Below are 23,319 nucleotides of genomic sequence, written 5' to 3'. Positions count from 1 at the left end.
GCGTCTGGCCCGATGCTGGAACGTGAACAACAGACACCACCGACCACGTTCGACCTCGTTCGCTTCGGGCTGGGTCCGGGCGAGGAACCGAACGAGCAGCAGCGAGCCTTCTACGCCTACGTGGCCCGGATCGTCGCCGGCCACACGATGCGCTACGTAGGATCCGCCGCCGCCTTTCACACCATCGACACGGCGACGGCGCTCGTCGAAACCGAGTCCATCTACGAGCCGCTCTACCGGGCGTTGATGGAGCTTCCTGACCGGGCGGATATCGGGATTCTCGACCTCTCGGTAAGCACCCGAACGGTCAACACCGAGCTGTTCCTCCGCCCGGAGGCTCTGCTGCATCTCGCCTCGGCGGTCAGCGCCGCCTGCGGCAGCGAGCAATGGGCCGCCCGCACCCTGGTCATCCTGCTCCCGACCGAGCAGGCAGAGGACATCAGGCTCCGTGAACAACTGGACGCGCGCCTGGCCTCTGGTCAGATTCACCTTCTCTCCGACGGTGGCACCGCCTCCTGGCCGGGCACCGACGAGGACGACTACCGCAGTGCCCTGGCCCGTCTACAGACCGCGTCGATCGACCTGTTCGAACGCAAACTCATCACCCGGCTCGGCTGGTTTCGTCCGCACGGCCGGCAGGGCGAGCGGAAGGTGCTACGCCACTACTTCGACGCCAGCCGGGCACAGGACGAGCTCGGCCACCTGCTGGACGAGGCGATCGGCGCGGACCGCCCGGACCTGATCGTCTACCACGAGTCCGTCTCGGACTGGCTCGCCAATCCCCTGAAGGGTTCCTGCATCTCCGCCGGCTCGCTGCCGATCCGATCCTTCTCCGAAGCGATGGACACGACGCCGACGGAGGGCCCTCAACCCCGGTCGGTGCTGCTGGTCGTGCCCGTCGTCAACACCGGCGTCTCGCTGACCGAGCGGGTCACCACCCTCCATGCCCGGTTGCGTCCCGAACGACTGCGGGTCCTGTCCGTCCTCTGCGTCGGAGGCCCACAGCCACGGTTCGGTCGCCGCCGGATCGAGGGAAATGACGGCACGGAGCACGAGGTTGCATACTTCCTGTCGGTTGAACAGCGCACCGAGTCGGAAGCCGAGTGCCGCCTGGCTGTGGTGGGAGAGACCAGGCGGTACGAGGAGCGGACCAACACGCTGACCACCGCCGAGTTCTGGGATCTGGTACGAACATGCGGCGTCAAGCCTGAAGATGACGTCCCGGCTCCCCGCCGTCGCGGCTACGCCGTGGTCCCTGACGTCCCACAGATCCTCGAGCAGTACGGAAACTGGCTGGCCGACAAGCTGTGGATGTTCGTGCGTCGGTCAACCAGCACCGTGGGACAGGACATCCTGTTGGTCTGCCCCGAACGCGAACAGGGTTCCCGAAAATTGTCCAACAGCCTGTCCCTGCGTTCCGGCGCTCAGGTGGTACGAATCCCGCGCGAGGATATCGAACGGGTGGTCAAGGGCACCGCACCGGAACAGGTCTTCGATGCCAGGGCCCCTTGGTGCCAGGAACTGGATTCCGTCGCGACGAAGGAGGTGGTCCTCATCGACGAGTTCGTCGGTAGCGGCGACACGATCAGAGCGATGGAGCGCATCGCCCGGGCGAAGGGCCTGAACGTGAAGGCCGTTTGCACACTGCTCGACTTCTCGCCCGACGCGGCCGGGCAACGGCACTCGCTCTACGGCTGGAAGCCACCCGCCTCCCAGACGGACCTCCCCGCGCAGCGCCCGGATGCGGACGGGGCAGCGGTGCGCCGGCCATGACCCGACAGCCGACCGAGAACGATGTCCTCACCCTGCTCGCCCTGCTGCGGGCGGAAACCTCGGACGACGTTGCGTCGATCATGTTCGACGACCTTGTCTGGTCTGTCAGTCGCCTCGACGAGAGATTCCGGTCGAAAGTTCTCGTCCACGCCGCGGCAATCATGGGCTCCCGCTGGCTCGAGGCGGACCGCGTGCGGGACATTTACGAACAGCTTGACAGGTGGCAGGTTGCGCGCAGCGTCGATTTTGCGCTCGTGACGGTGAAGGAGCGCGAGTTCGACGCCGCGAAGGCCGCGCTGGGCGTCGACCTTCGACGTGAGCCCGACTACTCGGTCCGCGGCGCATACTTCTTCGACGTCGAAGTGGCGCGCGACGGCCAGCCGCCGTTGAAGGGGATCATCACCAAGTGCGGGACCGCCGGCAACAGTCGGATGGCGGCCTTCCTGCACACCGTGTTCTCCGCGTACGACGTCCGGCTGTGCTGCCTGGTCGGCATGGCGGCCGGTCACAAGAAGCAGGTCCAGGTGGGCGACGTCGTGTTCGGTGACAAGGTGATCGATACCGGTGGTGGGATCTCGACGGCCCGTGGCTACGTGCCCGACCCGACCCCACTGAATCCGGATCTCCGGATCGCGCGGGAGATGACCTCGTTTCGGCCGGAGCGGCTGGATTGGCACGAACTGATTGCCAAGCAGATCGCCGCCGCGACCGCCGACCTGGACGATCTGCAGGTCCCCGAACTCTTCGACCCGGCGACCTACCGTCCACGGCTCATCCCGAAGACGATCCTCGCGAAGGACGAGTTGATAGAGGACGGGAAGGTAGGGCGGCGGGCACGGCGGTTCGGCCCGGAGCGCCGCACCGGCGCCTTGGAGATGGAGGGCGCCGGATTCGCGGTGGCCTGCGTCGAGGAAGGTGTGCCCTGGATGGTGATGCGCGGGATCGCCGACCTGGGTGAGCCCGATCGCGTGAAGGATTGGCAGTTCGTCAGCACCGTCGCGGCGGCCACCGCGGTGCGGCTCTGGTTGAAGTCCTGCCGGTTCATGCAGGACCGGGCCTAGTACGGCGGGGAAACCGGAATCTGATCTTGCCCCCGAGAGTCGCCTTGAGCTGCGGAGATAACGCTCTCACGGATGGTGCGAGAACCCTTGACGGACCGGGTATCGAGCGGCAACGATGCATGCACACCACCACCCGGCGTGATCGGCGCACGTCGTCCCGCACCCGCGAAAGGACCTACCCGTGCGCAGATCCCTGAGAGCGTGGTTCGGCGCTGCGCTGAGCGCGATCCTCGTCCTGGGCGGCGTCGTCGCCACGCCGCCCGCGGCCAGCGCCGCGCCGTTCACCGTGCTGGTCTTCAGCAAGACCGCCGGATTCCGACACGGATCCATCACCCCCGGCATCACCGCGATCCAGCAGCTCGGTGCCGCCAACGGGTTCACCGTCGAGGCCACCGAGGACGCGGCCCAGTTCACCGACGCCAACCTGGACCGGTTCGCGGCGGTGATCTGGCTGTCCACCACCGGCGACGTGCTCAACGCCGCACAGCAGGCGGCGTTCGAGCGCTACATCACCGGCGGCGGCGGGTACGTGGGCGTGCACTCCGCCTCCGACACCGAGTACGACTGGCCCTGGTACGGCGGGCTCGTCGGCGCGTACTTCGCCTCGCACCCGGCCGAGCAGACCGCCACCGTGAAGGTCGCCGACCAGGTGCACCCGTCGACCAGGGCGCTGCCGCAGCGGTGGAGCCGGTTCGACGAGCTCTACAACTACCGCGCCAACCCCCGGGGCAACGTGCACGTGCTGGCCACCCTGGACGAGAGCACCTACACCGGCGGCAGCATGGGGTACGACCACCCGATCTCCTGGTGCCAGAACTACTCCGGAGGGCGGGCCTGGTACACGGGCCTCGGCCACACCGACGCCTCGTACACCGACACGGCCTTCCGCCAGCACCTGCTCGGCGGCATCCAGACCGCGGCCGGGGCGGTCACCGCCGACTGCGGCCCGACCGTGACCACCAACTTCCAGCAGGTGGAGCTGGCCAAGGGCGCGGCCGAGACCGGCGAGCCGATGAGCCTCACCGTCCTGCCCGACCGGGGGGTGCTGCACACGTCCCGCGACGGCGTGATCCGGCACACCGACGCCGCCGGCAACACCAAGATCGCGGGCACCCTGGCCGTCTACACCGGCGACGAGGAGGGCCTGCAGGGCATCAAGGCCGACCCCAACTTCGCCACCAACCGCTGGGTGTACGCCTACTACGCGCCCCCGTTGAGCACACCCGGCGGTGGCGCCCCGGCCACCGGCACGCCTGCCGACTTCGCCGTCTGGGACGGCGTCAACCGGTTGTCCCGCTTCACCGTGAACGCGGACAACACCATCAACCTGGCCAGCGAGACGCTGATCCTGAACGTGCCCACCAGCCGGGGCATGTGCTGCCACGTCGGCGGCGACATGGACTTCGACGCGGCCGGCAACCTGTACCTGTCCACCGGCGACGACACCAACCCGTTCGACTCGGCCGGGTTCACCCCGATCGACGAGCGAGCCGGCCGTAACCCGGCCTTCGACGCCCAGCGCACCGCGGCGAACAGCAACGACCTGCGCGGCAAGGTGCTGCGCATCAAGCCGAGCACGGCGGGCGGTTACACCATCCCGGCCGGCAACATGTTCGCGCCCGGCACCGCGCGGACGCGCCCGGAAATCTACGCGATGGGGTTCCGCAACCCGTTCCGGATGAGCGTGGACAAGGCCACCGGCATCGTCTACCTCGGCGACTACGGCCCCGACGCGGGCACCGCCGACCCGAACCGGGGGCCGGCGGGCAATGTGGAGTTCGCCCGGATCGACCGGCCCGGCTTCTACGGCTGGCCGTACTGCACCGCCCGCAACGACGCCTACAACGACTACACGTTCCCGTCCGGGCCGTCCGGGCCGAAGTTCGACTGCGCGGGCGGGCCGGTCAACAACTCGCCCAACAACACCGGCATCACCCAGCTGCCGCCGGCCGTCCCGGCCTGGCTGCCGTACGGCGGTTCCGGCTCCCCGCCGGAGTTCACCGGCGGTGGGCTGTCGCCGATGGCCGGCCCGGTCTACCGGTACGACCCGAACAACACCTCCGCCGTGGCGTTCCCGCAGTACTACGACGGCACCTTCTTCGCCGGTGAGTTCGGCCGCCGCTGGATCAAGAACGTCAAGCTGGACGCGGCCGGCCAGCCCTTGAAGATCAACCCGTTCCCGTGGACCGGGACGCAGGTCATGGACATGGAGTTCGGCCCGGACGGCGCGCTCTACGTTCTCGACTACGGCACCGGCTGGTTCAACGGCGACGCCAACTCGGCGCTCTACCGCATCGAGTACGCCCGCGAGGGCAGAGCGCCCGTCGCGAAGGTCACCGCCACCCCAACCAGCGGCATCGCACCGTTGACCGTCGCCTTCTCCTCGGCCGGCACCCTCGACCCGGACGGCGACCCGTTCACCTACGCCTGGGACTTCGACAACAACGGCACCACCGACTCGACCGCGCCGAACCCGAGCTTCACGTACACGACCAACGGGACGCGCAGTCCGACGCTGACGGTTCGGGACACCACCGGCAAGACCGCCACCGCGAGCGTGGTCGTCACCGTCGGCAACAGCGCCCCGGTTGTCACCGTGAACACCCCGTTGAACGGGCAGACCTTCGCCTTCGGGGACGCGGTGCCGTTCAGCGTCACCGTCACCGACGCCCAGGACGGCACGATCAACTGCGCCCGGGTCAAGGTGAACTACGTCCTCGGCCACGACTCGCACGGCCACCAGCTCGGCAGCGTGCAGGGCTGCACCGGGGTCATCCAGACCTCGGCCGACGGCGAGCACGACACGGCGGCGAACATCTTCGGCATCATCGACGCCGAGTACACCGATCTGGGCGGGGGCGGCCAACCGGCGCTGACCACGCACACCCAGGCCGTGCTGCAACCGCGCGTGCGCCAGGCCGAGCACTTCGGCGACTCCTCGGGTGTCCAGATCGTCGCCGGGGCGGCCGGGCACGGCGGCGCCGCGGTCGGCTACATCGACAACAACGACTGGATCTCGTTCCGCCCCTACAACCTGACCGGCATCCAGTCGTTCAGCGCACGGGTCGGCGCCCCGGCCGGCGGCGGCGGGACGCTGGAACTGCGCGTCGACTCGCCCACCGGACCGCTGGTCGGCTCGGCAACCGTCACGCCCACCGGCGGGTACGCCAATTTCGCCACGGTCACCGGTGGGGTCACCGCGCCGACCGGCGCCCGCACCCTGTTCCTGGTCTTCAAGGGCCCCGGGCCGTGGTTCGACATCGACGAATTCACCCTCTCCACCAGTCCCGGCGGTCCCGGACCGGACCCGGATCCCGAGCCGGGCACCAACCTGGCCAAGGGCAAGCCGGCGCGAGCATCCAGCTACGAGGGCGCGTTCGTCGCGGCCAACGCGTTCGACGGCGTGGCCGGAACCCGCTGGGGCAGCGCCTTCGGCGACCCACAGTGGATCGACGTGGACCTGGGCGCCACGTACGCCCTCAGCCGGGTCAAGCTCACCTGGGAGGCGGCGTACGGCAGCGGGTACCAGATCCAGACCTCGACGGACGGGGTCACCTTCACCACGGTCCGGACGGTGACCGGCGGCGACGGCGGGGTGGACGACCTGACCGGGCTCACCGGCTCCGGCAGGTACGTCCGGCTCCTCGGCACCGCCCGCGGCACGGCCTGGGGCTACTCGCTCTACGAGTTCGAGGTGTACGGCGCCACCGGCGGCCCGACCGGCGGCAACCTGCTGCTCAACAAGCCGACGACGACGTCCAGCAACGAGGGGGCCGACGTGACCGGCGCCCAGGCGGTCGACGGCAGCCTCACCACCCGCTGGTCGAGCACCTTCTCCGACCCGCAGTGGATCCGCGTCGACCTCGGCGCCCCGACCGCCATCGGTCGGGTCAAGCTGAGCTGGGAGGCGGCGTACAGCAGCGCGTACCAGATCCAGACCTCCAACGACGGCACCACCTGGACCACCGTGAAGACGGTGACCGGCGCCGACGGCGGCGTGGACGAGCACAGCGGCCTCGGCGCCAACGGGCGCTACCTGCGCATCTACGGCACCGCCCGGGGCACCGGCTACGGCCACTCGCTCTGGGAGGTGGAGGCGTACAGCAGCTGAACCACCACCGACGACGTGGCCGGCACGGAATCCGTGCCGGCCACGTCCGTCGCTCAGCTGCTGGGTGTCGGGTCAGTCGTCGGCGACGGCCACCGGCTCGGCGCCGACGCAACGGACCTTCAACTCGTGCCTGCCGGCCGATCCCTCGAACGTGACCTCGACGTCGTCGTCCGGGCCCCGGTCCACCTTGTGCACCCGGTAGCCCTGCGCGGGCGCCCAGGAGACGAGGCGTACGCCATCGGGGCCGCACTCGGCCACGGCCGTGCCGCCGTTGGTGGCGAAACTGCGGCGGACACCGGCGCCCGGCGACGCGGCGCTCGCCGTGGCGGGGCCGGGCGACGCGGTGCCGGACGCGGTTGGGCCGGTGCCCGTGGTGCCCGTGGTGCCGGTGGGCACCGGCTCCGGCGAGGTGAGCGCCCGTTCGATCTCCGCCTCGCTGCGTATCCCGCCCGGGGTGCCGGTGATGCTGTCGCCGACCAGCCGGATCGCGCCCAGCCCGATCAGGGTCGCCACGGCGACCGTGGCCACCCATCCGACGGCGACGAGGACGGAACGACGGCTCATGCCACCGACTATCCCCGATCGTTGGTTGTCGTCGGCACATCCGGACGCTAAGCCGGGGTTAACGCAGGCCGTGCCGGGCGGCCTCACCAACGGACTCGGACGGGTTGGCCACCCCGGCCACCGCGGCGAGGCGCATGCTGGCCTCGTCCCTGGTGCCGGGCGCCGCGGTGAGGATCACGATCTTCAGCTCGGCGTCGCCGTCGGTCAGAACGTCGCAGTCGACCGTCACGGTACCGACCGACGGGTGATTGATGATCTTGCGGTCCTCGCGGTGTGCGGCGACCGTCCCAGCAGCCCACAACTCGGCGAACCGCTCGTTGCCCTCGGCGAGGTCGCGGATGAGCTTGGCCAGGCGACGGTCACGGGGAAACCGGCCGGTGGCGCGCCTGAGGTCGGACACGACCGCGGCGCTCGTGACTTCGTCGTCCAGTGCGAGCACGGGCCACTGCGACAGCCGTGGCTTGTCGGAGGTCACCGGGAAGGTGTCGCGAGCGAAGTTACGCAGGCCCGGCGGTGACGCCGACGGATCGCCCAGCAGCGCCGCCCAATTCCGGTTCCACCAGATCAACTGCCAGTCCGCGGCGAAGACGGCGACGGCGGCGTCACCGAGGCGCCCCACCACCCGCTGCACCCCGGGCGGAATGTGGTCGGAGATCTGGTCGTCCGTCGGGGCGGCCAGGTGGGCCAGCCGGAACAGGTGGTCGCGCTCGGCGGAGGTCAGCTGTAGGGCGCGGGCGAGCGCGGAGGCGACCTGCGCCGAGGGTGTGGTCGCCCGTCCCTGCTCCAGGCGCACGATGTAGTCGACCGACACGCCGGCGAGCTCGGCCAGCTCCTCCCGGCGCAGCCCGGCGGCCCGTCGCCCGTGGCCGGCGGGCAAGCCGGTGGCGGTCGGCGACAGGCGGTCACGCCAGGCGCGGATCGTGGGCCCCAGTCCCGCAGCCTGCGTCATCACGCCTCGATTGTTGCGCACACCCCCGGCGTGAAGGTGGTATTGCTTTTCCTACCGATGTGACGTCCCTGGCACATGCGCTCACCTCGACGAACGCTGGGACGCATGACGATCACCTTCATCACCGGGGCCAACAAGGGCCTCGGCCGCGAGACCGCTCGCCGCCTCATCGAACTGGGCCACACCGTTATCGTCGGAGCTCGTGACCCCGAGCTCGGCGCCGTGACAGCCGACACACTCGGCGCCCGGTTCGTCCAGATCGACGTCACCGACGACGACTCCGTCACCGCTGCGGCCGCCGACGTCGAGAAGCACGAGGGCCGCATCGACGTGCTGATCAACAATGCCGGCGTCCACGGGCCGTTCGGCGACCCGAGCGAGTTGACCGGCGACGAGATGCTCGACGTCCTCAACGTCAACCTCGTCGGCGTGGTGCGGACGACAACGGCGTTCCTGCCGCTGCTGCGCCGCTCGCCCGACCCGGTGATCATCAACGTGAGCAGCGCGATGGGATCCCTGTCGGCCACGCACGACCCGTCGCGAGCCGAGTCCGGCGTCATCGCCCCCGTCTACACGTCGTCGAAGGCGGCGCTGACCATGCTGACCACCCAGTACGCCAAGGCGCTGACGGACGTCCGCGTCAACGCCGCTGACCCCGGATACACCGCCACGGACCTCAACGGTCACAGCGGGCCGCAGACCGTCACCGAGGGCACGGACGCCATCGTCGCCCTCGCCACCGAAGGGCCGGGACATCGTTCGGGCCGCTTCGTCGACCGCCACGGCGAGATCGCGTGGTCCTGATGGCGAACCGTTAGCCTGCCAGGGTGGCCCGCCTGCTGCTCATCGAGGACGACCTGACGATCCGTACGCCGCTGATCCGAGCATTGCGGGAACGCGGCCACGCGGTCGCCGCGGCCTCGACCGCGATGGCCGGGCTGCGCGACGTGCTGGAGGACCGACCGGACCTGGTCATCCTCGACCTGGGCCTGCCCGACCTGGACGGACGCGAGCTGCTGCGGATGCTGCGCGCGGTCAGCTCGGTGCCGGTCATCGTCGCCACCGCCCGCGACGACGAGACCGAGATCGTCCGGGTCCTCGACGCGGGCGCCGACGACTACGTGGTCAAGCCGTTCACCGCCGCGCAGCTCGACGCCCGCGCCCGAGCGGTGCTGCGGCGGGGCCCGGCCAGCGCCGACGCGCAGGAGGTGTCCCTCGTGGTGGGCGGGCTGCGCGTCGATCCCCGGTCTCGGCAGGTCACCCTGGACGGCACGCTGGTGGAGCTGACGCCGCGCGAGTTCGACCTGCTGCACCACCTGGCCGGTCGGCCCGGCCAGGTGGTCACCAAACGCGAGCTGCTCACCGAGGTCTGGCAGATCCCGTACGGCGGCGCGGACAAGACGGTCGACGTGCACCTGTCCTGGCTGCGCCGCAAGCTGGGGGAGAGCGCCCAGCAGCCCCGCTACCTGCACACCGTGCGCGGCGTCGGGGTACGACTGGAGGCGCCGTGAGGGCACGGCTCGCGCTGCTGGTCGCTGCGGTCAGCGTGCTCACGCTCGTCGCCTTCCTGGTGCCGCTGGCGCTGCTGGTTCGCACCGTCGCCCAGGACCGGGCCACCGTGCGGGCCACCGCCGACGCGCAGAGCCTCGTGCCGGTGGTCGGCACCGCCGACGCGCCGACCATCCGGCTCACCGTCGAGCAGCTCGCCGCGGAGTCCGGTCGACCGGTGAGCGTCTTCCTGCCCGACGGCACGGTGCTCGGCGCCCAGGCGCCCCGTACGCCAGCGGTGGCTCTGGCCGCGCGTGGCCAGAGCCTCACCGGGGAGTCGGCGGCCGGCCGGGAGGTGGTCATCGCCGTGCAGGGCCGGGCGGACGGCACCGGCGTGATCCGGATCGTGGTGCCGCGGCAGGAGCTGACCGCCGGGGTGACCCGGGCCTGGCTGGTGCTGGCGCTGCTGGGTGTGGTGCTGGTGCTGATCGGGTTGGCGGTCGCCGACCGGCTGGCGCGCACGCTGGTGCGGCCGATCAGCGAACTCTCCGCCGTGTCGCACCGGCTGGCGAACGCCGAACTGGACGCCCGGGTCACGCCCGCCGGCCCGGCGGAGCTGCGCGAGGTGGCCGGTGCTCTCAACCACCTGGCCGGCCGGATCCAGGTTCTCCTGCTGCAGGAGCGCGAGCAGGTCGCCGACCTGTCGCACCGACTGCGGACGCCATTGACGGCGCTGCGGCTGGAGGCGGAGTCGCTGCGCGACCCGGACGACGCGGCCCGGATCGCCGCCGCCGCCGACGGGCTCGAACGGGCGGTCACCGGTCTGATCCAGCAGGCCCGCTGGCGTCGCGCGCCGACGCCCGGGACGGCCGTGTCGGACGCCGCCGCGATCGTCGCGGACCGGGTGGCGTTCTGGTCGGTGCTGGCCGAGGACACCGGTCGGGCCGTGCACCTCGACCTGGCCCCCGGCCCGCTCACCGTCGGGGTGCCCGCCGACGACCTGACGGCCGCCGTGGACGCCCTGCTCGGCAACGTCTTCGCGCACACCCCCGACGGCACACCGTTCACCGTCCGGCTCGCGCGCGACGACGGGGAGGTGCTGCTCACCGTCGCCGACGAGGGACCGGGCATGCCGGCGGGGGCGGTCCGACGGGGTGCCAGCGCCGCCGGGTCGACCGGACTCGGCCTGGACATCGCCCGCCGCGCCGCGCAGGCCGGCGGCGGTCGGCTGGAGCTGCGGTCCGGTCCGCAGGGCGGGGCGCAGGTGCTGCTCCGGCTCGGTCCGTCGACGTCGCGGCGAGAGGCATAGCCGCTGCGGTGCCGGGTAGCTGCCACCCATGGCGCGGTATACGAAACCCGAGCTCAGAGAGCAGATCAAGGAAGAGATCAAGGCGTCCGACAAGGGCGGTCGGCCGGGTCAGTGGTCGGCACGCAAGTCACAGCTGGTCACCCAGGAGTACAAGAAGCGCGGCGGCGGTTTCCTGGGCGAAAAGGACGAGCGGCAGAAAGCGCTCCAGCGCTGGGGCAACGAGAAGTGGCAGACCAAAGAGGGCGACACCCGTGCGCGCAAGGACGGCACGACGAGCCGCTACCTGCCCAAGAAGGCCTGGGACGAGATGTCGGAGAGCCAGAAGCGCGCGACCGACACCAAGAAGCGGGAAGCCTCCCGAACCGGCAGGCAGTACGTCGCCAACACCGGGCCGGCCAAGAAGGCGCGTCGAGACGCCACCACCGCCGGTCGGATCTCGGAGATGTCAGTCGCCGAGGCCAGCAAGCTGGTCCGTGGCCTCGACACGCGGCAGCTCAGAACGGCCCTGCGCAACGAGCACGCCGGCAAGGACCGCAAGACGCTCGTCCAGCGGCTCGAAGCGGAACTCAACCGGCGCGGCTGACGGACTTAACCCGGCCTTAGCGTCCGGACAGCGCGCCGCTATCCCGATCCGACCGATCCTCGGAGTCGACAACCGAGGAGAGGTGGACACCACGATGAAGCGCACCAATCTGCTTCTGGCGACGGTCGGCGGCTCGGCGGTGCTGGCGGTGGCCGGGGTCGCGCTGGGCGTCGCCGCCGCGAACGACACGCGGCGCGGCGACACGGCGCTCGCCGCGGCGACCATCGCCCCGACGGGCACGGACGCGCCGGACGACAGCGCCACCACCGTCGCGCCGGGGGCCAGCGGCACGCCGTCGGCGGGGACCCCGTCGGGTACGCCGTCGAGCGGCACGCCGTCCGCCGGCACCGCGCCGGCGGGCAGCGCGGTCGACGAGCAGCGCGCCGGTGAGATCGCGCTCGCCAGGGCCGGTGGCGGCCAGATCGTCGAGGTCGAGGCCGAGCAGGAGCACGGCCGGCCGGTGTGGAGCGTCGAGATCATCGCCGGCGACATCGAGCACGAGGTGGACGTCGACCGGGACAACGGCGCGGTGGTCAAGGCCGAGCAGGAGCCGGTCGACGATGACGACAGCTCCGGCGACGACGACTGACGAAAGACCGGCGACCAGCGACGCCCCGACCGGATCCGGCACAGCGGTCGGGGCGTCGCCACGCGCCGGGCCGGCACCACGCCTGCCGGCGGATCAGCTCTTCGGACGAGATCGCTCACCACGGGTCACCACGGGTGTTCCGGTACCGTTGCCAGACGGTGTGCGGGCCAGGTCGAGGTCCTGGTCGAGTGGCGGGGTGGGTGGTGGCGGTGGGTGCGGTAGGTAAGGTCATCCGGTTCGACGAGGCCCGTGGTTACGGCTTCATCGCGCCGTCGAAGGGCGGGGAGGACATCTTCGTCCACGCGAACGATTTCGGCGAGCAGCGGCATCTCGTGCATCCCGGCATGCGTGTCGAGTACGAGGTGGAGGCCGGTGAGCGTGGTCTGAAGGTGGCGTCCCTGCGGATCATCGAGCCGGTCGCTGTCTCCCGGCCGGAACGGGCGCCGACCATCACGTCGAGTCGGACCGCGCTGGCCGGCGAGGACGACGGGATGTGCGACGTCCTGTCGCCGCGCGAGTTCACGTACGAGGTGACGGAGTTGCTGATCGAGCGGGTGCCGACGCTGACCGCGGCCCAGCTCTCCGCGATCCGGCAGTCTCTGGTCGACCACGCCAGATTACACGGCTGGGTCGAGAGCTGAGCCGCTGACCCTGCCCGCCGGTCAGAGGCCCGCGTGCAGGGTCAGGCTCTGCCGCAGGTGGAGTTTCGGCCGGGACCCGACGACCGAGCCGACGACCTCGCCTTGACGGAACACCAGCAGCGTCGGCAGGGACATGACTCCGTAGCGCCGCGTGGCCTGCGGGTTGTCGTCGGAGTTGAGCTTGGCGATGGTCATGCGGTCGCCGAACTCCTGGGCCAGCTCGACGAGGCTCTTCTCGATCATCTTGCAGGGCGGGCACCACTCGGCCCAGAAGTCGACCACGACGGGCCGGTCGCTGGCCAACACCAGCTCGGCGAACGTGGCGTCGGTGACGGTGATCAGGGGGCGGACGGTCGTTTCCTGGGGCATGTTTCCTCCCGGTGCGCGATGGCGTGGGTGAGCTGGGTGCGCAACTGCTGACGGACCGCGGTGAGCCGGTCGAGGTAGTCGTCGACCTCGGCGAGCTTGCGCCGCAGCACCAGCACGGAATCCGGGCAGACATCGCCGGACGCGTTGCCCGCGCGCAGGCAGGCGACGAACGGTCGGACGTCGTCGAGGCCGAAGCCGACGTCGAGCAGCGCCCGGATCTCCCGGACGACCCGCAGCTCCGCCTCGTCGTAGACGCGGTAGCCGTTGGCCGAGCGCTGCGGGCGTACCAACCCGTGGGCCTCGTAGTAGCGCAGCGTCCGGGTGCTCGTGCCGGCCCGTTCAGCCAGCTCGCCGATCAGCATCAGACCTCCTCGACCAGCCCGTCGTGACCAGGCTAAACCTTGTCGTCAGCGTCAAGGCAAGGTCGCTCCCGGGGACGGCTCAGGGCGCCGCGAGGCGGCGCCCTGAGCGTCGGTGCGTGCCGGAGAGGGTTCTAGCCGATGCGGAACTGCTCGCCGTAGACGGCGAACGTCAGCGGCGTGTTCAGGTTGACGTTGCCGTTGTTGAGGAACACCCGCTGGGCCGTGTCGACGCGGGACGTGTCCGAGTGGGCTTCTTCCTTGCGCATCTCGATGACCCGCTCGTCGAGGAACGCGTTGAGCCAGGTCCGCTCGTCGCCACCCTGGGCCGGCGGCTTGGCGCGGGCGAGGGCGCGGCTGCGGATCTGGCGCATTCCCTCGTACCCGTGCATGACCGCCGCGTCGTAGTAGGCGAACTGGCCGAGTGCCCGTACCCCGTCGTTCTTGCCGTCACGGACCGACGGGTTGAAGTAGACCCGGTCCCGCTCGGCCTCCTGCGCGGCCCGGAACACCGAGTCGTTGGCCGCGGTGCGCCAGTCGCGGGGGAAGTTGGGGTCGAGGCCGGCGTGCGACGCGGTGCCGTTGACGGCGCGCAGCGCCGGCAGGTATCCGGCCAGCACGTTGCCGGGCTTGGTGTTCGTGTACGCCTGGACCAGTTCGAGCATGTCGCCGGTGCCGGAGCAGAAGCCGATGATGCCAGCGGTGTAGCCGCGACCGTCGCCGATGTCCTCGATGTAGGAGAACTGCGCCCGCCAGTCGAGCGAGGAGTTCTCCGCCGCCGACACGAGCTGCATGGCGACGTCCTTCTTCGCCGGGTCGTCCAGGTTGGTGCCGGCCGGGACGGTGGCGGTCGGCGTGGGGGTGGGGTTGCCGCCGCCGGGAAGGGTCCACTGCTGGTTGGTGGTGCCGCCGCAGGTCCAGATCTGCAACCGGGCGCCGTTGGCGGTGCTCCGGTCGGTCACGTCGAGGCACTTGCCCGAGGCGGTGTTGACCAGGGCGCCACCGCTGGCGGCGGTCCATTTCTGGGCGCCGGTGTTGTTGCAGTCGTACAGCTGGATCTTGGCGCCGTTGGCGGTCGACGCGGCGGTGACGTCGAGGCACTTGCCGAGCGCGCGGATCGAGCTGTCGGTGTTGCCGACCGTCCACGTCTGGGCCGCGCTGCCGTTGCAGTCGTAGAGCTGCGCCGCCGTGCCGTTGGCCGGATTGGCGCCGGCGACGTCGACGCACTTGCCACCGAGGCCGGTGATCGGGCCGGCGGTCGCGGCGCTGGCCGACGGGAGGCCGTAGCTGACCGCCGCGACGCCGATCAGCAGGGTGCCCACGACGTAGGCGGCTGTTCTCTTGCGCACCATGGTGTTCCTCGGGGAAGAGGCGGCGTGCCGCCGGCCGGTCGGTGCCCGGCGCGGCGATCGGCCCCGGCGGGCACCACGAGCTTCAGGAAACAGTATTAACAGATAGTGGTACGTCGATCAACTGCCACATCGGCGACGATCAGGATCAATCGAGGAAGGCGGTGGTGGCGCTGCGCAGCGCGGAGACGCACGCGACCACCGCGGGGTGGCCACCCGCGCCCCTGCGGTAGGCGACGCGCGTGCGGCGGCGCATGGCCAGCGGCAGGAGCCGGACCTGCGGGGAGGGCTGGGCGATGGCGAGCTGTGGAATGAGAGCGACGCCCTGACCGGCGGCGACGAGAGCGAGCATGGCGGTGAAATCATCGGCGTGATGCCGCACCGCCGGAGTGAAGCCGGCCAGCTGGCAGGCGTGCAGGGCGACCGAGTGGCAGAGCGTGCCGGGACTGCCGAGGATCCACTGCGCGTCGCGTGCTGCGCTGATCGGCTCGGCGGCGGTGTTGTCGGCGGTGTTGCCGGGCACGGCGAGGAAGACGGTCTCCTCCAGCAGGGCGATCGAGTCCACCGTCGGGTCGGGTGGGGTCGGCGCGATGTCGTAGTCGTGCAGCAGAGCGACGTCGAGCCGTCGGCTCCGCAGGGCGGCCGGCATGTCGACCGGGTCCAGCTCGCTGATCATGAGGTCGAGCGCGGGATGGTCGCGGGCCAGGGTGGCCAGGGCTGCCGGCAGCAGGGTGCGTACGGCGCTGGGGAAGGCCCCGATGCGGACGCTCGCGCGCAGACCGGTTCGGGCGGCCGCCAGGGTGGCGTCGGCGGCTTCCAGCGCGGCGAGAACGACCTCGGTGTGCTGCACGAGCGCGGTGGCGGTCGACGTGAGGCTGACCCGGCGTCCGGTGCGCTCCAGCAACCGGGTGCCCGCCTCCCGTTGCAGGGCGGCCAGTTGCTGCGAGACGGCGGACGGCGTGTAGGCGTGCGCCTGGGCGACCGCGGCGATGGTGCCGAGGCGGGCCAGGTCCCGCAGCAGGACCAGGCGACGGACGTCAAGCATCAGCTCAGCTTACGGATAGGTGGAGCAATCGGAACTGGACCTTCCCGGTCGGTCAGCCGAGAGTGGAGGCATGACCCTGACCGGCCTGTACGTTCCGCTCATCACGCCGTTCGACCTCGCGGGGGACATCGCCGTCGACGCGCTGACGGCCCTCGCGAACGATGCCCTGGACGCCGGCGCGGCCGGTGTGGTCGCGCTCGGCACGACGGGGGAGCCGGCCGCCCTCAGCGACGACGAGCGCGGCACGGTGCTCGACGTCCTGTCCGCGGTCTGCCGTGCGCGCCGCGCGCACCTGCTCGTCGGCGCCAACAGCGTCGAGGCGTTGCGCGCCCTGGCCGACCGGCCCGAGGTGACAGCGGCGCTCTGCCTGGTGCCCCCGTTCCTGCGGCCGGGCGGCGCGGGAGTGCTCGCCCACTTCGCCCACCTCGCCCAGACCAGCCCGGTGCCGCTGGTCGTCTACCACGTCCCGTACCGCACGGGGCAGCAGTTCGGCCCGGACGACCTTCGGCAGCTCGCCGGCCTGCCCGGCGTCATCGGCATCAAGTACGCCACCGGGGGGATCGACGGGGACACCGTCGACTTCCTCGCCGACATCCGGCCCGGCTTCGCCGTACTCGGTGGGGAGGACCCGCTCATCTCGCCGCTGCTCGCCCTCGGCGCGCACGGCGCGATCGCGGCCTCGGCCCAGGTCGCCGCCGCGGACTTCGTCCAGCTGGTCGCGCACTGGCAGGCCGGGGACCTCGTGCGGGGGCGGGCGCTCGGCCATCGGCTCGCGGGCCTGTCCGCGGCGCTGTTCGCCGAACCAAACCCGACAGTGATCAAGTCGGTGCTCCACGCGCGGGGTCGCATCCCGACGGCCGCCGTACGGCTGCCGCTGCTGCCCGCCGGTCCGGACGCCGCGCGGCGGGCGCTCCGGCGCCTGGACGAGCTGACGAGCGCGTCGAGGTGACCGGACGGCGCCCGCCGCGCCGCGTCCGCGTGGTCAGTGCTCCCGGTAGGTGGCCCGGTCGAAGTCGGCGTACACCCCGTCGCCGCCGAGATCCTGCACCCACAGGCCGACGAACGCCCCGGTGAAGCCCCACGCCGCCGGCTCCCCGTCGATGATCAGGGCGGCGTGCTCGTCGGACAGGATGGTCGCGTCCAGGTCGATCGGCAGCCGCTGCCAGCCCGCGCCGAGGTCGTAGTCGAAGCGCACCACGGGCCCGTCGAACACCGCCCGCAGACCGACCCGGTCGACACCGCTGGCATCGACGGTCAGCTCGGGGTACGGGGTGCGCCGCCCGTTGTCCGAGCTGAGCAGCTCCAGCACCGTACGCCCGTCGTCGGCCCGGGTCAGGTAGAGGTGATGCCAGTTGAGGGTGTTGTAGTACGCGGTGATCCCGGCGAGCTGACGGTGGTCGACCGGGTCGAACTCGACCACGGTCTCCAGCGAGCAGTGCGTCGCCCCGACCCGTCGCGCGACCAGGCTCGGCGCCTGTCGACCCACCGGCGACTGCCCACCGTGGACCCGCAGGTGCGAGGGGCGGGACGTCAGGTCGACCCAGTCCGCGGTGGCCGGCCGGCGCAGCGTCGACCAGCAGGAACCCAGCTCGGCGGCGTCGAAGTCGTCGGTGGCGGGCTCCTGGGGCCACGGATGCGGGGACAGGTCGGGAGCGGCGACCTCCTCGGCGGGCACCCCTCCGGAAATCCGGGGCCAACCGCCCGACGGCCACTCGACTCGCTGGATCGCCGTCTCCCGGCCCAGCACACAGTTGCCCAGCGGGGAGTAGGGACGGCCGACCAGGTGGGCCAGATACCACCCGCCGTCCGGGGTCTGGACCAGGCTGCCGTGACCGGCCTTCTGCAACCGCAGGTCCGGCCGACCGACGGAGGTGAGCAACGGCCCCTCCGGGTCCACTTCGTACGGACCGAACAACTCCCGCGAGCGTGCCACGGTGACCTGGTGCTCCCAGCTCGTGCCGCCCTCGGCGGTGATCAACCAGTACCAGCCGTCGTGGCGGTACAGGTGCGGGCCCTCGGTGACCCCGACCGGTGTGCCGGTGAAGAGCATGCGGGGCCGGTCGACGAGACGACGCGCCGCTCGGTCGTACTGCTGGATCTCGATGCCACCGAAGCGGTCGCGGCCGGGTCGCCAGTCGGCGCTCATGCTCAGCAGCCAGCTGGTGCCGTCGTCGTCGTGGAACAGGGAGGCGTCGAAGCCGCGCCCGTGCAGTTTCACCGGATCCGACCAGGGGCCGGCGATGTCGGGCGCGGTGATCAGGAAGTTCTGCGGATCCCAGTAGCCGCTGGCGAAGCTGGCGACGTCGCTGTAGACGAGGTGGAACTCCCCATCCTGGTACGTCAGGTCGGGCGCCCACACACCGTTGGAGTCGCCGCAGCCACGAAGGTCGAGCAGGCGGCGGTCGGTGATGATCCCGCCCAACGGGCGCCAGTTGACGAGGTCGCGGGAGTGGTGCACGCGAACCCCCGGATACCACTCGAACGTCGAGGTGGCCAGGTAGAAGTCGTCGCCGACGCGCAGGATCGACGGATCCGGGTGGAACCCGGCGAGGACGGGGTTGCGGATCGACCAGGCAGCGGTCGCCACGTCAGCGGTGTCGGTCGACACGGGGGCTCCTCTGTGCGGCTATGAAACTTCCGGAAACTTGCGGGGACCAGATCACTGGAAGCCCCTCGTACGGTAGCCGGTCTTATCGCGATAGGACAGGGGTCTTGACCGCTGGGGGAACTGCTCGTAGCGTCCCGGCCATCGATCGGTAATACCGACGAAGCAATGAAAGTTCCGGAGATCCAGGTTCGAACCCTTGCCGGCTCGGCCGGCGTCCGAGCACCCCGTGAGTCCCCCGAAGGGATGGATCATGACAGCGCACCTTTCCCGCCGATCGCTGCTCGGCCTGGCCGGCGCCGGCGCCGGCGCCTACCTGCTGAGCGCCTGTAGTGGCGACGAGAAGTCCAGCGACCCGAACGCCCCGCAGACCATCAACTGGTGGCACATCCAGAACACCGAGCCGATGCTGCCGGTGTGGGCCGCGATGGCCAACGAGTACAAGACCGCGCACAGCAACGTCACGTTCACCATCCAGCCGCTGGAGAACGAGGCGTTCAAGGCCAAGCTGACCACCGCCACCCAGGCCGGCGACCCGCCGGACCTCTTCCAGTCCTGGGGCGGCGGCGTGCTCAAGCAGCAGGTCGACGCGGGCCTGGTCAAGGACCTCACCGACGACGTGAAGGATCTGGTCAGCGGCATCCTGCCCGCCGCCATGCAGCCGTACACGATCGACGGCAAGATCTACGGCATCCCGTTCGACATCGGCATGGTCGGGTTCTGGTACAACAAGGACCTCTTCGCCCGCGCCGGCATCACCGAGCCGCCCACCACCTGGACGGGTGTTCTCGACGCGGTCCGCAAGCTCAAGACCGCCGGCATCACCCCGGTCGCCATCGCCGGCAAGGACAAGTGGCCGGCCCACTTCTACTGGTCCTACCTGGCCATGCGCATCGGCGGCGTCGGCGCGCTGCAGAAGGCCGTCGATGACAAGAACTTCGACACCCCCGACCTGGTCGCCGCGGGTGAGCGGCTCAAGGAACTCGTCGACCTGCAGCCCTTCCAGAAGGGTTTCCTGGGAGCCGAGTACGGCTCCCCGGACGGGCAGGCCGCCACGATGGGCAACGGCGGTGCGGCCATGGAGCTGATGGGGCAGTGGGCGCCGGCGGTGCAGGCGTCCAGCTCCACAAGCAAGAAGGGCCTCGGCGACAAGCTGGGCTTCTTCCCGTTCCCCGCCGTGGACGGCGGCAAGGGCACCGCCACCGAGGTCTTCGGCGGTGGCAACGGCTTCGCCGTCGGCAAGGACGCGCCGGCCGCCACCATCGACTTCCTGAAGTTCCTGCTGAGCGTCGACAACCAGCGTCGTTCCGCGAAGACCGGCGCGGTGCTGCCCACGGTGAAGGACGCCACCGACGCCATCACCGACGCCAACAACAAGGTCGTCGCGGAGACCCTGGCCAAGAACACCGGTTTCCAGCTCTACCTCGACCAGGCGTACGCGCCCGCGCTCGGGCAGCAGATCAACGACAGCGTCGCCGAGATCATCGCCGGCAAGAAGCAGCCCGCGGCGATCCTCAAGGACATCACGCAGGTGGCGAAGACCGTCTGACCGTGACCCCGTATCCATCCGTAGCCGGCGATAGAACCCGAGTGGAGCAGGCATGACCAGGCCATCGACCGTGTCGGACACGAGGCGCGGCGACACGGCGACCGATCCGCCGGCACCGGGGCCGGGCACCACGCGACAGCGTGGCCGCCAGCCCCGGCCGGGGCGGGGTGGCGTCCTCGCCGTCTTCCTGGCGCCCGCCCTGGCGCTGTTCCTGCTGCTGGTGATCGCGCCCATCCTGGTGGCCGGCTACGCCAGCCTCTACAAGTGGAACGGCTTCGGGCTGCCGGAGAACTTCGTCGGGCTGGACAACTACACCCGAGCCTTCGGCGATCCGACCTTCCGGGGCGACCTGTGGCGTGGCCTCGTGCTCGTGCTGCTCTCCCTCGCCGTGCAACTGCCCGCGGCGCTGGCCCTGGCCATGCTCCTCAACCAGCCGTTGCGCGGCCGGGCCGCGTACCGGCTGATCTTCTTCGCCCCGTACGTGCTCTCCGAGGTCACCACGGCCGTCCTGTTCACCCTGGTGTTCTCGCCAAACCGGGGCCTGGGGGAGTCGGTCTCGCGCTGGTTGGGCGCCGACGCGGGCGCCGTCTTCGCCGACCCCGACACCGTGCTGTTCGCCGTCTTCCTGGTGGTGTCCTGGAAGTACTTCGGCCTCTACATGATGCTCTTCCTGGCCGCCCGTCAGGGCATCCCGAAGGAGCTGTCCGAGGCCGCGGTCACCGACGGCGCCACCGCCTGGCAGGCGTTCCGGCACGTCACCCTGCCCCTGCTCGGCCCGACGATCCGCATCAGCATCTTCCTGTCGGTCATCGGCACCATCCAACTGTTCGACATGGTCTGGGTGCTGACCGGCGGTGGCCCGATCCACACCTCGGAGACCATGGCCGTCACGATGTACCAGTACGGCTTCCGCCGCTTCGAGGTCGGCTACGCCAGCGCGATCAGCATCGTCATGTTCCTGCTGAGCCTCGTCTTCGCCCTGTTCTACCAGCGCATCGTCCTGCGTCGGGACACCGCGGGCGCCATCACCAACCAGGGAGGCCAGCGATGACCGCCACGACCAGTCGCGCCCAGCGGACCCGCAGCCTCGTCCTGCACCTCATCTGCATCGGCGTCGGCGCGCTCATCGTCGTGCCGGTCTGGTTCGGTGTGATCGGCGGCTTCAAGGACAACGGTCAACTGTCGACCAACCCACTGGGCCTGCCCGACCCGTGGGTGCCGCAGAACTACACCGACCTCTTCGCCTCCGGCGTGTTCTGGCGACAGCTCGGCAACAGCCTGCTCATCGCCGTCACCAGCACCGTCATCGTGGTCGGCGCGGCGGCGATGGCGGCGTTCGTCTTCGCCCGCTACGCCTTCCGGGGCCGCGAGTTCCTGGTCACCCTGTTCGCGATCGGCCTGATGTTCCCGTTCGCGGTGGCGATCCTGCCGCTGTTCGTCCTGCTCCGCGGCCTGGGCCTGCTGGACAACCCCCTCGGTGTCATCCTGCCCCAGGCCGCGTTCGGGCTGCCGATCACCATCATCATCCTGCGCCAGTTCTTCCGGACCATCCCCGCCGAGGTGGAGGAGGCCGCCGTCCTCGACGGCTGCGGTTCCTTCGGGTTCTTCTGGCGGGTCCTGCTGCCGATGGCCCGTCCCGCCCTGGCCACCGTCTCGGTGCTGGCGGTCGTGACGAGCTGGAACAACTTCATGCTCCCGCTGGTCGTCTTCAGCGACCAGAGTTGGTGGACGCTCCCCGTCGGGGTCCAGGCGTTCCAGGGCCAGTACGCCGACGACACCGCCCGGGTGCTCGCCTACGTCGTCCTGTCCATGATTCCGGCCCTGGGCTTCTACGCCGTGGCCGAACGCCAACTCATCGGCGGCCTGACCGGCAGCGTCAAGGGGTGACGACACCGGATCGCCAACCCAGCTGAAGCGTCCCGCCGAACAAAGGAGCGGACCGTGGGCTCCGACAACGGCCGAAACGTCACCATCGCGATGATCGCGCGACTGGCCGGTGTGTCCGTGCCCACGGTCTCCCGGGTCATCAACGGTCGCTCCGACGTCGCTCCCGAGACCCGGGAGCGCGTCGAGCGGCTGCTCAACCACCACGGTTACCGCCGTCGCACCCAGGCCCGGCGGACCGAGGCCGCACTGATCGACCTGGTCTTCAACGACCTGGACAGCCCGTGGGCCGTGGAGATCATCCGTGGGGTGGAGGACGTCGCCCGTGCCAGTGGCGTCGGCACCGTCGTCTCCGCCATCCACTGGCGCATCTCCTCGGCCAAGCAGTGGCTGGACAACATGCGCACCCGATCCACCGAGGGCGTCATCTTCGTGACCTCGATGGTGAACCCACCGTTGCAGGCGGAGCTGCGCCGGCTGCACCTGCCAGTGGTCATCATCGACCCCGCCGGTGTCGACCCGCAGGAGTCGCCCACCATCGGCGCCACCAACTGGGCGGGCAGCCTGAGCGCCAACCAGTACCTGCTCGGCCTCGGCCACCGCCGCATCGGCTTCATCGCCGGACCACCACACCTGATGTGCAGCCGGGCCCGGATGGACGGGTACCGCGCGGCGCTCGGCGCCGCCGGCATCGCCGTCGACGACACCCTCATCCGGCCCGGCAACTTCTACCACGAGGCCGGCTTCACCTCGGGTACGCAACTACTGGCCCTGCCCGACCCACCCACCGCCATCTTCGCCTCCAGTGACCAGATGGCGCTCGGCGTCTACGAGGCCGTCCGCAAAAGCGGCCTGCGGGTGCCCGACGACATCAGCGTGGTCGGCTTCGACGACCTGCCGGAGGTCCGCTGGTGCTCCCCACCGCTGACCACGGTCCGCCAGCCACTGGCCGAGATGGGCATGCTGGCCGCCCGAACCGTGCTGCGCCTTGCCGGAGGCGAGAAGACCGAGAGCCCGCGCATCGAACTCGCCACCGAACTCGTCGTCCGCGACAGCGCCAGCCCGCCCCGCTGACCTTGCCGGGCCCGCGC

The 23,319-nt window shown here is 70.6% G+C and carries 21 protein-coding genes; 14 read left to right on the top strand and 7 right to left on the bottom strand.

Annotated features, from left to right (window positions below; genetic code table 11):
* Positions 1–12: 12 nt before the first annotated feature.
* From ABZU53_RS15100 to ABZU53_RS15090, 3 genes are all read left to right on the top strand, one after another.
* Positions 13–1,773 carry a phosphoribosyltransferase gene (locus ABZU53_RS15100; RefSeq protein ID WP_354855720.1) on the top strand — a complete coding sequence of 587 codons (1,761 nt, stop codon included), beginning with the start codon at positions 13–15 and terminating at the stop codon, positions 1,771–1,773.
* Positions 1,770–2,834 carry a hypothetical protein gene (locus ABZU53_RS15095; RefSeq protein WP_354855719.1) on the top strand — a complete coding sequence of 355 codons (1,065 nt, stop codon included), beginning with the start codon at positions 1,770–1,772 and terminating at the stop codon, positions 2,832–2,834. Before ABZU53_RS15100 ends, ABZU53_RS15095 begins: the two co-directional genes overlap by 4 nt.
* 181 nt (positions 2,835–3,015) lie before the next feature.
* Entirely contained in the window at positions 3,016–6,945 is a 3,930-nt protein-coding gene (locus ABZU53_RS15090; RefSeq protein ID WP_355066384.1) for a ThuA domain-containing protein, read from the top strand.
* A 72-nt stretch (positions 6,946–7,017) separates the two neighbouring features.
* Here the strand turns inward: ABZU53_RS15090 and ABZU53_RS15085 are convergent, their stop codons facing one another.
* Positions 7,018–7,509: a septum formation initiator gene (locus ABZU53_RS15085; RefSeq protein ID WP_355066382.1), complete on the bottom strand. Its 492-nt coding sequence runs from the start codon at positions 7,507–7,509 to the stop codon at positions 7,018–7,020.
* Between the two features lie 58 nt (positions 7,510–7,567).
* On the bottom strand, positions 7,568–8,458 hold the full coding sequence (locus ABZU53_RS15080; RefSeq protein ID WP_355066434.1) for a helix-turn-helix transcriptional regulator: 891 nt from the start codon (positions 8,456–8,458) through the stop codon (positions 7,568–7,570).
* Between the two features lie 105 nt (positions 8,459–8,563).
* On the opposite strand from ABZU53_RS15080, the gene ABZU53_RS15075 reads away from it, so the two are divergent.
* The 6 genes from ABZU53_RS15075 (at position 8,564) to ABZU53_RS15050 (ending at position 13,068) form a co-directional block, all read left to right on the top strand.
* Positions 8,564–9,262 (top strand): SDR family NAD(P)-dependent oxidoreductase, encoded by a 699-nt coding sequence (locus ABZU53_RS15075; protein ID WP_355066380.1) that lies wholly within the window; start codon positions 8,564–8,566, stop codon positions 9,260–9,262.
* A 23-nt stretch (positions 9,263–9,285) separates the two neighbouring features.
* The gene (locus ABZU53_RS15070; protein ID WP_355066378.1) at positions 9,286–9,969 is read left to right on the top strand and encodes a response regulator transcription factor; all 684 of its coding nucleotides are present in this window, start codon (positions 9,286–9,288) and stop codon (positions 9,967–9,969) included.
* Positions 9,966–11,255 (top strand): HAMP domain-containing sensor histidine kinase, encoded by a 1,290-nt coding sequence (locus ABZU53_RS15065; protein WP_355066376.1) that lies wholly within the window; start codon positions 9,966–9,968, stop codon positions 11,253–11,255. Before ABZU53_RS15070 ends, ABZU53_RS15065 begins: the two co-directional genes overlap by 4 nt.
* 28 nt (positions 11,256–11,283) lie before the next feature.
* Complete coding sequence (locus ABZU53_RS15060; RefSeq protein ID WP_354855713.1) at positions 11,284–11,838, top strand: DUF5872 domain-containing protein; 555 nt, start codon at positions 11,284–11,286, stop codon at positions 11,836–11,838.
* 94 nt (positions 11,839–11,932) lie between these two features.
* Entirely contained in the window at positions 11,933–12,427 is a 495-nt protein-coding gene (locus ABZU53_RS15055) for a PepSY domain-containing protein (protein ID WP_355066374.1), read from the top strand.
* A 209-nt stretch (positions 12,428–12,636) separates the two neighbouring features.
* Entirely contained in the window at positions 12,637–13,068 is a 432-nt protein-coding gene (locus ABZU53_RS15050; RefSeq protein WP_355066372.1) for a cold shock domain-containing protein, read from the top strand.
* Positions 13,069–13,089: 21 nt separating this feature from the next.
* Here ABZU53_RS15050 and trxA read toward each other — a convergent pair whose 3' ends face one another.
* The 4 genes from trxA to ABZU53_RS15030 all read right to left on the bottom strand — a co-directional run bounded on the left by trxA (position 13,090) and on the right by ABZU53_RS15030 (position 16,190).
* Positions 13,090–13,437, bottom strand: a complete 348-nt coding sequence (gene trxA / locus ABZU53_RS15045; protein ID WP_354855710.1) for a thioredoxin — start codon at positions 13,435–13,437, stop codon at positions 13,090–13,092.
* A complete protein-coding gene (locus ABZU53_RS15040) occupies positions 13,407–13,799 on the bottom strand; it encodes a MerR family transcriptional regulator (protein WP_355066371.1) in 393 nt (130 codons plus the stop codon). The genes trxA and ABZU53_RS15040 overlap by 31 nt, the downstream gene beginning before the upstream one ends.
* 131 nt (positions 13,800–13,930) lie before the next feature.
* Complete coding sequence (locus ABZU53_RS15035) at positions 13,931–15,148, bottom strand: chitosanase (protein ID WP_355066369.1); 1,218 nt, start codon at positions 15,146–15,148, stop codon at positions 13,931–13,933.
* A gap of 145 nt (positions 15,149–15,293) precedes the next feature.
* Positions 15,294–16,190 (bottom strand): LysR family transcriptional regulator, encoded by an 897-nt coding sequence (locus ABZU53_RS15030; RefSeq protein WP_355066367.1) that lies wholly within the window; start codon positions 16,188–16,190, stop codon positions 15,294–15,296.
* 70 nt (positions 16,191–16,260) lie between these two features.
* Between ABZU53_RS15030 and ABZU53_RS15025 the strand changes: the two genes are divergently transcribed.
* Entirely contained in the window at positions 16,261–17,139 is an 879-nt protein-coding gene (locus tag ABZU53_RS15025) for a dihydrodipicolinate synthase family protein (RefSeq protein ID WP_355066365.1), read from the top strand.
* Positions 17,140–17,172: 33 nt separating this feature from the next.
* Here the strand turns inward: ABZU53_RS15025 and ABZU53_RS15020 are convergent, their stop codons facing one another.
* On the bottom strand, positions 17,173–18,798 hold the full coding sequence (locus ABZU53_RS15020) for a glycoside hydrolase family 43 protein (protein ID WP_355066363.1): 1,626 nt from the start codon (positions 18,796–18,798) through the stop codon (positions 17,173–17,175).
* Positions 18,799–19,048: 250 nt separating this feature from the next.
* On the opposite strand from ABZU53_RS15020, the gene ABZU53_RS15015 reads away from it, so the two are divergent.
* The 4 genes from ABZU53_RS15015 to ABZU53_RS15000 are packed head-to-tail and all read left to right on the top strand — an operon-like array spanning position 19,049 to position 23,302.
* Positions 19,049–20,344, top strand: coding sequence for an extracellular solute-binding protein (locus ABZU53_RS15015; protein WP_355066361.1), 1,296 nt, complete (start codon positions 19,049–19,051; stop codon positions 20,342–20,344).
* Positions 20,345–20,396: 52 nt separating this feature from the next.
* Positions 20,397–21,395, top strand: coding sequence for a sugar ABC transporter permease (locus ABZU53_RS15010; protein WP_354855703.1), 999 nt, complete (start codon positions 20,397–20,399; stop codon positions 21,393–21,395).
* Entirely contained in the window at positions 21,392–22,231 is an 840-nt protein-coding gene (locus tag ABZU53_RS15005) for a carbohydrate ABC transporter permease (protein ID WP_355066360.1), read from the top strand. The genes ABZU53_RS15010 and ABZU53_RS15005 overlap by 4 nt, the downstream gene beginning before the upstream one ends.
* Positions 22,232–22,285: 54 nt before the next feature.
* Entirely contained in the window at positions 22,286–23,302 is a 1,017-nt protein-coding gene (locus ABZU53_RS15000) for a LacI family DNA-binding transcriptional regulator (RefSeq protein WP_355066358.1), read from the top strand.
* The last annotated feature ends 17 nt before the right edge of the window (positions 23,303–23,319 follow it).

Origin of the sequence: Micromonospora sp. NPDC005194 (genome assembly GCF_040608335.1) — a bacterium.
In the GTDB taxonomy this organism is placed as follows: Bacteria; Actinomycetota; Actinomycetes; order Mycobacteriales; family Micromonosporaceae; genus Micromonospora.
The sequence above is the reverse complement of the archived record's forward strand: the minus strand, read 5'-3'. Positions and strand labels throughout refer to the sequence as shown.